Here is a 13,036-nt window from a genome sequence, read left to right on the forward strand (position 1 = left end):
GCAATTTCTAATACCTTCTGACTTTTAAAATATCTAGAATGGAATATATTAAGTAGTGATATTTTAGAAGCCACAATGTAAACTTTATTATAACGTATATATATCATACATTATATCATTTTTATCTGCAAATTTATACAAATCTTAAATCACATATATTTAAGGTATATTAAATCCAGAATTTTTAAGATTTAAACCTAAAGCCGAATTCGGTATTTTGCCTACTATTACAGTTTCTGATACTGGTATTTCATTTTTAATTTCTATATCATCATAGGACATTGGAATCATAACCCTTACTTTAGTTTTAACCAAAATCATTATTGTATGCCTTGTTTGATTAATTCCAGCTCCTTCAAATTTTGATACATAACTTGTTTCAACATTTCCTATTTGCTGTGCTTTAATAGTAAGCTTAGGCCCCATATATGCTAACATATTATTCTTTAAAATATAGCCTAAAGGTACTTTAATTCCTATCTCTCCTAATTTTTTAATATCATATTGAGCCTCCAATGCCAAATCACAAGCTAATTTGTTTAATTTTACTGTATTTGCTTTCATCATAACTATATTTCCCTCATTATCTTTTTCTATTTCTATTATTTTATTATAGTCATAATTCTTATTATATACTTCTGACATATTTTTATTTACTATTTCGGTAATTTTCGACTTTATGTCTGAATTTGCTGTCTGCATTATTACAGGTGTTATTAATTTATCAAAGCTATATATAAGGCTATTGAATAATACTAACATAAATGTTAATATTATTATAATAACTAACTTTGATTTCTTTCCGCTAATATATACCACCTCTTTCCATATTTGTGCAATGTTTTTTTAATTTATTAAAAAAACATTTCACAAAACAATTTTTTTATATTAAATAACTATTAATTATATGGAAGATTATTTAACTTTAGTTTATAATATGGTTAGCTACACAAAAATATTATTTCAAATCAAAAATGATAGTATTGTTTTAGAATATAGCAATTTGTTATTATATCAATGTGTGGTATAATTATTCAACATAGTTTAATACTTTTAAGGAGGAAGTTATGTCTGATAATATTAAGACTAACAGTAAAAATAGATCTGTTAAAAGAACAAAAAAAGTGAAGAAAAAAAAGAAGTTTGGCTTCTTTAAAAAACTATTTACTGTTCTGTTTTGCCTTTTTATTTTATTATCCGTGGCTGCTGCTGGGGTTATATTTGCAGTAATAAAAACGGCTCCAAACTTAGATGTAAATGGTACAATATTAAATTTGGATCAGCCTTCGCAATTATATGATGACAACAATAATGCAATGGATACTGTTGTAACAAGTCAAAAACGTTATGTTGTAAGTATAAATGATATACCAAAAAATTTATCAAATGCCTTTGTAAGCATTGAAGATGAACGTTTTTATAAACATAACGGTATAGATACTAAAAGAATACTAGGGGCTTTTTACAATGATATAAAATCAAAGCTTCACAAACAAAATAATATTCAAGGTGCATCAACTATAACTCAGCAGCTCATAAAAAATAGAATGTTTTTAAATGATTCAATAGCGAATAGACTTTCATTTAAAAGAAAAATTCAAGAAGCTTATTTATCTATAGAACTTGAAAACAAATTAAGCAAATCCCAAATACTTGAAGCATACATGAATACAATTTTTCTTGGTGGTCAAGCCAATGGAGTAGAGGCTGCATCAAGGCAATATTTTAACAAAAGCGCTAAAGATTTAAATTTGATAGAATGTGCATTTATTGCAGGACTTGCACAAAGTCCATCTGCATACTATCCGTTCTATGGTAATGCAGCTAAAAATCCAAATATATATTTAGATAGAACAAAGCTAGTTTTATATAAGATGAGACAAAATAATTACATAGATTTTGCAACTTACCAAAATGCTATAAATGATCTTAATAGCAACAAATTAGCTTTTTCACAGCAAAAAATAGCTAATAAATACACTTACGAATGGTTTTCTATACCAGTCGTAAACCAAGTAAAGCAAGATTTAAAATCTCAGTATCATTACACTGATGAAGAAATAGATTCTCTGCTTCGAGATGGTGGACTTAAAATATATACTACTATGAACACTAACATGCAAAATAATGTTCAATCTATAATTAATAATAACAATACATTAAAAAGTGTATCTTACTCTGACAAATATAATATAGTTCAACCAGAAGCTGCTGCCACTTTATTTGACTATCATACAGGAGAAATAAAAGCTATTGTTGGTGGTAGAGGCGATCAACCTCCTACTTCCTTTAATAGAGCAGACTCTAGTAGTTATCTACGTTCTGTAGGTTCTAGTATAAAACCTCTTACAGTTTATGCTCCAGCAATAGATACTAAACTAGCTACAGAAGACACCATGATTAACGATTCTCCACTTTCAGCTGATGTTGCTGAAAAATATGGTTCCAATGGAACTCCATATAATCCTCATAATGATGACTACAATTTTATGGGTCCAGTAAATTTAAAAACTGCCATGAAAAACTCAATAAACCTTGTAGCAATAAAATTAGAGGATAAACTTGGTCTTTCAACAGGAGCTTCTTACGGTGAAAAATTTGGTCTTAATTTAAATAATAAAGACAAAGGTAGTATTGCAGCCTTATCACTTGGTGAAATTGGTGGATCTAATACCACTACTATGGCTGCCGCTTATGGTGTATTTGGAAATAATGGATTATATTCAGATCCTAAATTATATAGAAAAGTCATAGACAAAACAGGAAAAGTACTTTTAGAAAATACTTACTCAACTAAAAAGGTTATCTCACCTCAAGCTGCCTACATAATGTATGATTTATTAAAAGGCCCAGTTAGCTCAGGTGGTACTGGTAGTAACGCTAACTTTGGTGATATGCCAGTTGCTGGTAAAACAGGTACTGCTTCAGATTCTAAAAACTTATGGTTTTGTGGTTTAACTCCATATTATTCTGCTGCTGTTTGGGTTGGAAATGATAAGCCATCTAAACTTAGCTTAGGAAGTAATGATGTTGCTGAAATATGGGGAGAAATAATGAAAATGGCTAATGCTAGCTTAACCGTTAAAGATATCGAAGTACCAGGTGGCGTAACTAAGATAGGTGATTCTTACTATATAGACGGTACTAGTCCATCTAATTTAAGTGAAGATGAACAGCCTTCGAAGACTACAACTAATGCAAATAACAATACTAATACTACTAATACTACAGTGCCAAGTACTAACACTCAAGCTGCACCTAATAACAATGTTACTAACCCAAATACTACTAATAACAATGCAACTAATACTACAGTACCTAATACTACTGAACCTAATAACTCTAACCAACCACCTGTTACCCCTACACCTTCTACTAATACTGATACCAATACTACTAATACTAATACCAATACACAAAATAGCCAAAATCAAACTAACAATAAATAAAAATAGGCTGTGCAAGATCTTGCACAGCCTATTTTTATTTTTCATAACTATTAATAATTAGCTTTACTGCTGCTGTAAGTATTGGGCATCCTTTACTTAAATCATCATTGCCATCCATCTTTCCAGGATCTCCTATCCCAATAATTACAGGTACATCATTAGGATTTATGGTATTTATTGTATCCCCTATAATTATTCTATTATCCTTTTCGTTTCCATACTTATCCACAGCATGTTTTATAATATTTCCCCATTTATCTATTGAATAGTCAACTCTTATACCACTTCCAGCAGAATTTGATGCCACTGCTACTATTCCCATTAATATTACTTCTTGACTTTTTATAATTGTTTGTATTATTTTTTCTCCATTTCCACGTCCTATATCACCTCGGTCATCTACCATTATGATTGTAGGATCTTCTTTTGCACATTTAATAAGCTTTATAACTTCCTCTCCGTTAATTTTACTTGGATTACCGCTTGAAATAGAAATACAACGTCCATTTATATTTTTAGCTACCCTCTCAGCAGCCTTTTTAGCAATTTTATCTCCATCTGTTAATATTATAATTTTATGTTTCATTTATAATTTTTCGTTTTTGAGTTAAATAATAAAGCCATTAAATATCCAAAAAATACTGCTCCAGTAATTCCTGCTGCTGTACCTTTTATACCACCTGTAAATGCTCCTATAATTCCATCTTTGTCTACCTCTCTAATGGTTGCTTTTGCAAGAGAATATCCAAAACCAGGAAGAGGCACTGTAGCACCAGCTTTACCATATTTAACAATAACATCATATATATCGAGCGCTCCTAATATTACTCCTATAGTAACAAGAGAAACAAGTATCATAGCTGGTGTTATGGAGAACTTATCCATTAGTATTTGTACAATAACACACATGGCTCCTCCAACTAAAAAAGATAATATATAATTACTCATTTTTCATCCCTCCAAACTCAATAGAAACAGCGTGTGCAATTCCCGGTATAGATTCACCCTGAAGATTTGAAGTTGTACTCATAAGTGCTCCTGTGGATATTAGAAGAGCTTTCTTTATTTTTCCATTAAGCATATTCTTATATATATATCCACAATCTACAACTGCTGAACATCCACAACCACTTCCTCCTGAATTCGTATCCTGTTCATCGCAGTCAAATATTTTTTCTCCACAATCTATATAAACATTACTCATATCATATCCATACTCTTTTTTTAAGAGTTCTTCCGTTATCTTTTTTCCAACTGTTCCAAGGTCACCTGTAGCTATAACATCATAATCCTGTGGGGTTCTACCTGTATCTTGAAAATGCTGTTTTATAGTATCTACAGCTGCCGGTGCCATTGCTTCTCCCATACTATCAGGACTTGTTATACCATAATCTTTAACCTTACCTGCTGTTACAAACGTTATGTAAGGAAAATTTCCTTGTCTTCCAAGAAGCATTGCCCCTGCTCCCGTTACAGTCCACTGTGCATATGGCTTTCTTTGACTTCCATATTCAAGTGGATACCTAAATTGTCTTTCAGCAGCCGAGAAATGAGATGAGGTAGCTGCTACTGTATAATCTGCAAACCCACCATCCATAATCATTGCTGCAATACTCAATGATTCCGTCATTGTAGAACATGCTCCATATAGTCCATAAAACGGTATTTTTACATCCCTTGCAGCAAAACTTGAAGATGTAATTTGATTTAAAAGATCTCCTGCAAATAAATAATCTATATCCTTTTCAGTTAAATTTGATTTCTTTATAACCTCTGTAATTACTGTATATAGCATATTACTTTCTGCCTTTTCAAAGCTCTCTTCTCCATTCATATCATCACTTAAGATTATATCGAAATAATCTTTAAGTGGTCCATTACCTTCTTTAGGACCTACCATAGATACTGCCGAAATTATTCTTGGTTTACTGTCAATTCTTACTGTTTGAGAACCCAATCTCTTTTTCAAATTAGTCACCCTATTTCATTAAATTAATTAGATAGTATATTATCCCAACAATAACTGAAGAACTTAATCCATATACAAGTACTGGTCCTGCTATTGTAAACATTTTAGCACTTACACCAAAAACAAATCCCTCTTTTTTAAACTCTATAGCTGGAGCAACTATTGAATTTGCAAAACCTGTTATAGGAACTATACTTCCTGCACCTGCTATATTTGCGATTTTATCGTATATACCTATACCTGTTAAAAAGGCTCCTATAAATATAAGTGTTGTAGACGTGTACATGCTTAAATCCTCAGCTGGTACACCATATCTTGAAAAAATATCAGAAATAAATTGACCTACATCACAAATTATTCCTCCTATTAAGAATGCACCTATACAATTCTTTAAGGTATTAGGTTTTGGTTTTGCAGCTTTGGCTAAATTATTAAAATCAGTTTTAATTTTCTCCTCTGGTACCTCCATGTATTTTTCACTCCTTATATGTTTTATTTATTTCTAGTGTTTGCACTTAACTTATTTTTTAAACAAAAAAATAGTATACACTTAATTGTGCATACTATTTAGTTAGCTTTTCCCTTATAGCTTTCAATATTCTTTTCTCTATTCTCGAAACTTGAACTTGGCTTATTCCAAGCATACTAGCAACCTGTGTTTGAGTTTTATCCTTAAAATATCTAAGCATTATTATTTGTTTCGATTTTTTATCTAAATTTTTTATAATCTGCTTAAGTACAATCTTATCTATAACTTCCGAATCTTCTGAATATGGTTCACTTAATTTATCTATTAAAAGCACAGGTGAACCATCATCTTGATGAACAACATCATATAAATATTGCATACTCGTGGTTGATTCTGTTGCCATTATTATCTCTTCTTTATCTATTCCCGAAAATTCAGACAGTTCTTCTATTGTAGGTTCTCTGTTTAACTTTTTTACTAGTTTTTCTCTATCATAGTGAAGTTGTCTTGCCGTACTTTTTACACTTCTACTAACTTTTATTATACCATCATCTCTTAAAAATCTCTTTATTTCACCCATAATCATGGGAACTGCATAAGTAGAAAATTTAACTTTATATTCCGAATTAAAATTGTTAACGGCTTTTACAAGCCCCATACAACCTATTTGAAAAATGTCATCATACTCGTAACCTCTATTTAAAAATTTTCTACTTATAGCCGATACTAGAGGAAGATTGTTTTCTATAATTTTATTTAAAGCTTCTTTGTTTCCTTCTTGAACACTTTTTATCAATTTCTCGTTATCGTTATAATTATGCTCTTCTTTTTTTAAAGTATTTTCTTTTCCCATAACATTAGCTTCCCCGCTATTTCCCTCCTCCATTAATCTGATTCAACAATATCAAATTTCTTTTTCATTGTAATCCTGGTTCCCTTCCCTTTTTCCGATTCAACTTTTACATTATTCATAAAACTCTCCATAACTGTAAATCCCATTCCAGATCTTTCTAAATCCGGCCTTGATGTATACAGGGGTTCCATTGCCTTTTCTATATTTTCAATTCCTATTCCTTCGTCTATAACTTCAATAGTCAATTCTCTATCTTTTATTGATGATACTATAGTCACTATTCCCCCTTTGTTCTCATATCCATGAATAATCGAATTTGTAACTGCTTCAGATACCGCCATTTTTACATCTTCAATTTCTTCTAATGTTGGATCAAGTTGTGAAGCAAAAGCTGCTACAGTAACTCGTGCAAAACTTTCATTTTCAGATTTTGCTAAAAATTTTAGTTCCATTTTATTTTCTAACATTGAAATCCCCCCATTAAATATTTCTGACAGCTTTATCTAAACTGGCATAAATGTTTATTATCTTAAGCATTCCAGACAACTCAAAAATTCTTTTGACAGATTCTTTTGGTCCAACTACACATATATTACCACCGAATGATGTGAGCTTTTTGTATCTTCCTATTACCACTCCAATTCCTGAGCTGTCCATAAATGTAACATTAGAAAAATCTAAAATTACATTCTTATATCCTTTGAATTTTATATGATCATCTATTTTATTTCTAATTTCTTCTGAGCTATGATGATCTAATTCTCCAATTATAGATACTACAAGTTTACCATCGATATCCTTAAAATCCAAATTCATAATCAATTCCCCCTGAAAATATAAATCACTTGTACTAACTATTTATTCTATATGCTTATCCAAATTCCTTTTTTTATATAATAAGTTTATATTTGTATTTTTGCCAGTTTATTTCTTTTTTATTCACTTATCTCAAAAAAAAAATCGGAATAAAAATTAATTATCCCGATTTTTCTTTAAGTTAGGTTATGTATTATACCTATTTCTTTTTTAGTAAAATCAAACTTTTTATAAAGCGTTTCTTCATCAAACTTATTAGTATTCATTAAGATATCTGGAATACATAATTTCATAAGCGTATTTGGATAATACTCATATATATTTTCTCCAAGCTTTTTAGCAAAGGTTTTAAAATAAAATTCGTAAGTTTTACTGTTTAATATGTTTATTAAATATTCATAAGTAAATTTACTATTATCTTTTAAAACAAGACAATATACATCTGCACTAAAATAACTCTTCTTGTCTATTGCAAATCTATTTTGAGAAGCCTTATAAGGAAAAATTATCTTCTTTTTTTCAAACACCTGACTTTTTCTCCCCCACTGTAGTTGATACCACTTTCTTATGCCTTTCTTACATTCACGTCTCATTTCAAGCTTATCTTTATACTTGCTAATATAGTTTATAGCATTAGGATATTTGGATACTTCATCAATAAAATCTGAATATATTATATACAAATCACTTTCAGTCACTTTGTTTTCTCTTACATTTTTGTTTTTAATCCATCGTCTTATTATTTCTTCTTCTATTTTCTCTCTTAATATTGTTTCTTTATCTATTATGAATGCTTTATCACATCCAGTGATTATTCCTTGGTAACTAATACAAACATCATTTAATGTTAATACACTATTTTTTTCAATTTTGTTTATTATACTGATTTCCTCATTATTTCTAAGTATCCATCTACCTTTATCTAATGCTTTCATATTGACATAAAATTTTTCAATACCTTCTTTATGTCCATAGAAAAGCGAAGAATAAAATTCTTCCTTTTTGCTATTCTTCATGACCTTTGGTTTTATTACTTCTGTACTTTGCTCAGAATTTTTGCCATTATTTAAAAAAATCATTACTGCATCTATACCTGCATTTTTAAATGGCCTAATTCCATAAAAGTCAACGATTTTATATATACTACAGCTTTCAGCTAAAATTCCTCTAAGCTCTTCACCACTTTGAGATTCTAAAAAATATCTTGAAGTTATAAATCCAAGTTTTCCATTCTTTTTTAAGCATGTTATGGATTTTTCAAAGAAACAATATGATATATCCCCCTTATCTTTATAAGATGGATACATACTTTTTAATACTATTGAATAATTTTTATCTATTGCCTTTAATCCTACATAGGGTGGATTACTTAAAAAGACATCAAATTTATTTGTTATATCATCCAAAAGGAAATCTCTGCATAAAAAATTATTTGAAAAGCATTGAGTTTTATAAAATAAATCTATATTAAGTACTTTTATTGCGTTTAAATCAACATCATAACCAAACAAATTATACTTTATTATATGATTATTTATATTATCTTTTTTTAGTGTTAAATTGTTTAAATCATTTATTTTATCTAAATTTTTTACGTATATATTTTTTAAATACATAAAACATGGTATTATTATGTTTCCACATCCACATGCAGGATCTACTATTTTCAAAAATGGATTTTTTATTATTTCTTCTTCCTTAATAGTATTATTTATTATGTAATTTGATATTTCAAGAGGAGTATATACCACTCCTCTTTCTTTCTTTTTCGCTATAAAATTATAGTATGTTTCAGAAAAACTATCCTCTATAAGTAAATCTGATTTACACTTATTTATGATTTCTATTTTTTCTTCTTTATTTAAAGTGCCTCTTATTTCATTATATATATTATTTATTTTACTTAAAAATTCATCTATCATATTTTCTCCAACTTTAATTATATCCGCTATATATTTAAATATACTTCACTTAATATTTTCTCTTTCCACTCTTTACTACTTTTAATTAAATTTCTACAACTTTTTTCTAATTTTTCTTTCGTTTTAATATCATTTATAGAACCTATATTTATTTTTATATTTAATATTGACGTTTCTATAGCTGCATCTGCCATTATTGCTGCTGCTGCTGCATCAGTTATTAAATTTTTATTACCATATTTTGCCGAAATCAAAATCAGTTCAAAAAGCTCATTTACATTTTGAGCTATATTCTCTGGCACCTCTGCTGCAAATTTTGAAGCTTCTTGTATGGACTCATGTCTATATATTTTTTCCTCCTCAGTATCCTTTGGAAGCTTATAACTTTTTATTATTTTTGAAAAAGCCTCTGCATCTCTATCTATTCCTGTCAAAAAATAATCTTTGAGCTTGTCTGATTTTTTCAAACTCTCTTTTATCATTTTTTTTATTTCTTCATCATAATCATTATACTTCTTTTTACCTACAGTAAAATTAAGTACCATACAATTTAAAGCTGCTGAAAGTGCTGCTGAAAGTGCTGCTGCCCCACCACCTCCGGGAGTTGGCTTCTCAGACGCAAGTTCTTTTATAAATTCTTTTACTGATATATTTTCTAACATAATGTCCCTCCAATACATTTATACAAATCCCTATATTATTTTGTCACTTTTCCATAAAAACTATAATTATGTTTTTAATTTATATTGTATCACGTTTTACTAATAAAAAAAGTATATTTGATGAAAATAGGAGCAGGAGTGTAATTAAAAACTCCTGCTCTTATTTATTATTTCATGACAAGATGTTTCTTTTCTGAATATGGCATACTCCAATAGTTTCTAAAAATATGATTTTCTATATCCTTTGCCTCATAATGAGCTTTTGACTGCTCTACCTCACCTACTGGTGTCATTGCAACTATAGAGTACTTTTCTGGAATTCTAAGTTCTTCTTTTACCTTTTGCTCATCAAAGGAAGCAATCCAACAAGTACCATATCCCTCATTTGCAGCTGCCAGAACAAAGTGTTCCATAGCAATAGCACTGTCCACTAAATAGTATTCTTTTCCATTTATATGACCAGATTCACTTGGATCTCCAACTATAATAGCTAAAATAGGAGCATCCTTTACAGCATTTTTAGCTTCTTCATCACTATTTATAATCAAATTTGCAACTGCATTCTTTTTACTTTCATCATCTACAACAATCAAGCTATATGATGTTTTATTTTTCCACGAAGGTGCCATCATGGCAGCATTAAGCATATTATCTAATTTAGGAGTAGCCACAGGAACATTTTTAAATTTCTTCGTACTTACTCTAGACTTTATTACTTTATAAAAATCCATAAACTCACACTCCTTTCGAATATATTTTGTGTAAAGCAAAAATTTTTATGTACTTTTATTTAAGTATCTTTTATACAAAAGTAAAATTCCTAAGTTTACATTTTTTAACTTAGGAATTTTACTTTTTATTTTACATATTTTTTTATATCTATAATATCTAGTGTATTTTTATCACTTTTAAAACCCTCTAATATATATTTGAATAGTGCTAATGGCTCTTTTCGTAGAATTATTCTCCCTATAGCCTCAATGTATATGTATAATCCAAATATTAGTCTTTGATATACCTTAGAATTTCTTCTTACAAATATAACTCTATTCCTATTTAAATATGCATAAGAAAGACTTCCAAATTTATTTATAGTAGCTGATCCCTTATGATAAATTCTACTTCCATAAACGCATAAAATTTTATATCCTGCTTGTATGGCTTTAACACAGAATTCTGTCTCTTCAAAAAATAGAAAGTAATTTTCAGGAATCAATCCCACTTTTTCAAAAATCTCTCTCTTGACTAAAAAACATGCTCCTTCTAAATAATCTACATAAATATCTTTCTTTTCTATGTCATTGTAATTTTTACCCTTAAAGTATCTTCTAGCAGCTGCAAAACACAAATTTATATGCGCTCCCATTCCTTGAATAATATCCTTTTTATAATAATCACATATACAAGATCCAACTATACCAATGTCACTTTTTTCTTGTATCTTTTCAACTAATCTACTCAAAAAATCTTTTTCAACTACAACGTCATTATTTAGTATACATATGTATTCCGCATCATTTTTTAGTGCATATTTTATGCCTATATTATTTCCATTTGCATAGCCAAGATTTTTCTCGGATTCTATTATATTATATGAAGGTAATTTTTCTTTTAACTTCATATAAGAATCATCTGTAGAACAATTATCTACTAACACAATTTCATAATTATCGTATTCTATGTCCTCTACACTTTTTATACATTCTATAGTATCTTCATAAGCGTTATAATTTAAGATTATTATAAATATTTTAGGATTTTTAATCATTTACACTCTTACCTCTTATTTCAGTTATCTTTTTATATAAAATCTCTGTAATCTTGTTCCAACTATACTTTTTTCTCACAAACTTTTCAGTGCTTTCTCCAAATATTTTAAGTTTATTACTCTTTATCATTTTAGTAAGTATTTCAGTAAGTACTTTTGAATCTTTAAACGGAATCAATTCTCCATTACTATTCTTAATTATTTCAGAAGCTATTCCAACATCTGTAGATACTATTACATCTCCAAATGCTCCAGCTTCAATTAATGAAAAAGCAAAACTTTCATATTCAGATGTTAAGCAAAATATTTTTGCCTTCCTATACTCTTCAAAAAGCTCAGTTCTATTATAAATCGGTCCTTTAAATTCAATATACTTTTTTTCACCAGCATATTTTGAAAAAAATTCTTTGATATATCCCTTAAACTTTTCATCAATAGGTCCTACAAATATAAGCTTCCAATTAGATCTAATTTCTTTATTAATGTCTTTAAATGCATTTATAAGAGTGTCCATAGATTTTTCAGGACTTCCTATTCTTCCTACTGTTATAATTATATTTTCCTTAGTACTATAATCAACATCTTTTTCAAAAATTGATTTATCAAAATCCAATCCGTTCGAAACATTAAGCAATTTACCTTTATAAGTTGGAAGTATATTTTGGAATTTTTCAAATATATCTTCCTGTTCTACTCCTATTATATCAACTTTTTTAAAATAGGAATTTAAAATAATTCTTTCAAAAAACTTTAAATTTTGAAGTTTTACTACAAGTTCATTAGAACAATCTAATTTCAAGAATATGGTACCTTTCTTATTAAAAAATTTATATAAAAATGCATATACAACAGACTTAAATGTGACATGAAATATTTGAAGCACATCTATATTTCTTGCTTCTTTCTTTAAGTACTTAAATATATTTATAAAATGCTTATGCTTTCTTTCTATAAAATGAATTTTTAATCCTTTTACTTCACTTTCAAGATACTCGTACTTATCATTATTATAACATGCCACACATGAATCTACATTGTAAAGTTTATTAAGCTTATAGGCAAGCATACCTACATCTTTTATTAAATGAACATTCTTTGCTTCAGGATAAAGCACACAATATTTCATAA

General features: G+C 28.7%; 14 protein-coding genes. 1 reads left to right on the plus strand and 13 read right to left on the minus strand.

The genetic code is table 11. The features are described from left to right. Window positions 1-159 precede the first annotated feature (159 nt). Window positions 160-762 carry a sporulation protein YunB gene (gene yunB / locus CLFE_RS14210; protein ID WP_242951827.1) on the minus strand — a complete coding sequence of 201 codons (603 nt, stop codon included), beginning with the start codon at window positions 760-762 and terminating at the stop codon, window positions 160-162. A gap of 305 nt (window positions 763-1,067) precedes the next feature. Here yunB and CLFE_RS14215 point away from each other — a divergent pair, with 305 nt between their 5' ends. After that, on the plus strand, window positions 1,068-3,449 hold the full coding sequence (locus CLFE_RS14215; RefSeq protein ID WP_077892909.1) for a PBP1A family penicillin-binding protein: 2,382 nt from the start codon (window positions 1,068-1,070) through the stop codon (window positions 3,447-3,449). Window positions 3,450-3,483: 34 nt separating this feature from the next. Here the strand turns inward: CLFE_RS14215 and CLFE_RS14220 are convergent, their stop codons facing one another. From CLFE_RS14220 to CLFE_RS14275, 12 genes are all read right to left on the minus strand, one after another. Next, window positions 3,484-4,035 (minus strand): stage V sporulation protein AE, encoded by a 552-nt coding sequence (locus CLFE_RS14220; protein WP_077833864.1) that lies wholly within the window; start codon window positions 4,033-4,035, stop codon window positions 3,484-3,486. After that, on the minus strand, window positions 4,032-4,397 hold the full coding sequence (gene spoVAE / locus CLFE_RS14225; RefSeq protein ID WP_077833865.1) for a stage V sporulation protein AE: 366 nt from the start codon (window positions 4,395-4,397) through the stop codon (window positions 4,032-4,034). Before spoVAE ends, CLFE_RS14220 begins: the two co-directional genes overlap by 4 nt. Next, a complete protein-coding gene (gene spoVAD, locus CLFE_RS14230) occupies window positions 4,390-5,418 on the minus strand; it encodes a stage V sporulation protein AD (RefSeq protein ID WP_077833866.1) in 1,029 nt (342 codons plus the stop codon). Before spoVAD ends, spoVAE begins: the two co-directional genes overlap by 8 nt. Before the next feature lie 10 nt (window positions 5,419-5,428). After that, entirely contained in the window at window positions 5,429-5,887 is a 459-nt protein-coding gene (gene spoVAC / locus CLFE_RS14235; RefSeq protein WP_077892908.1) for a stage V sporulation protein AC, read from the minus strand. A gap of 94 nt (window positions 5,888-5,981) precedes the next feature. After that, window positions 5,982-6,740: an RNA polymerase sporulation sigma factor SigF gene (gene sigF, locus CLFE_RS14240; RefSeq protein ID WP_077833912.1), complete on the minus strand. Its 759-nt coding sequence runs from the start codon at window positions 6,738-6,740 to the stop codon at window positions 5,982-5,984. A 32-nt stretch (window positions 6,741-6,772) separates the two neighbouring features. Next, the gene (gene spoIIAB, locus CLFE_RS14245; RefSeq protein ID WP_077850749.1) at window positions 6,773-7,207 is read right to left on the minus strand and encodes an anti-sigma F factor; all 435 of its coding nucleotides are present in this window, start codon (window positions 7,205-7,207) and stop codon (window positions 6,773-6,775) included. A gap of 13 nt (window positions 7,208-7,220) precedes the next feature. Next, complete coding sequence (spoIIAA, locus tag CLFE_RS14250) at window positions 7,221-7,556, minus strand: anti-sigma F factor antagonist (RefSeq protein ID WP_077892907.1); 336 nt, start codon at window positions 7,554-7,556, stop codon at window positions 7,221-7,223. A gap of 176 nt (window positions 7,557-7,732) precedes the next feature. Beyond that, window positions 7,733-9,478 carry an Eco57I restriction-modification methylase domain-containing protein gene (locus tag CLFE_RS14255; protein ID WP_077892906.1) on the minus strand — a complete coding sequence of 582 codons (1,746 nt, stop codon included), beginning with the start codon at window positions 9,476-9,478 and terminating at the stop codon, window positions 7,733-7,735. Between the two features lie 26 nt (window positions 9,479-9,504). Further along, a complete protein-coding gene (locus CLFE_RS14260; RefSeq protein ID WP_077892905.1) occupies window positions 9,505-10,140 on the minus strand; it encodes a cyclodeaminase/cyclohydrolase family protein in 636 nt (211 codons plus the stop codon). 167 nt (window positions 10,141-10,307) lie between these two features. After that, complete coding sequence (locus CLFE_RS14265; protein WP_077892904.1) at window positions 10,308-10,871, minus strand: nitroreductase family protein; 564 nt, start codon at window positions 10,869-10,871, stop codon at window positions 10,308-10,310. A 125-nt stretch (window positions 10,872-10,996) separates the two neighbouring features. Beyond that, a complete protein-coding gene (locus tag CLFE_RS14270) occupies window positions 10,997-11,908 on the minus strand; it encodes a glycosyltransferase family 2 protein (RefSeq protein ID WP_077833873.1) in 912 nt (303 codons plus the stop codon). Then, window positions 11,901-13,034, minus strand: a complete 1,134-nt coding sequence (locus CLFE_RS14275; protein WP_077892903.1) for a glycosyltransferase — start codon at window positions 13,032-13,034, stop codon at window positions 11,901-11,903. The genes CLFE_RS14270 and CLFE_RS14275 overlap by 8 nt, the downstream gene beginning before the upstream one ends. Window positions 13,035-13,036: the final 2 nt, after the last annotated feature.

It is taken from the genome of Clostridium felsineum DSM 794 (genome assembly GCF_002006355.2).
In the GTDB taxonomy this organism is placed as follows: domain Bacteria; phylum Bacillota; class Clostridia; order Clostridiales; family Clostridiaceae; genus Clostridium_S; species Clostridium_S felsineum.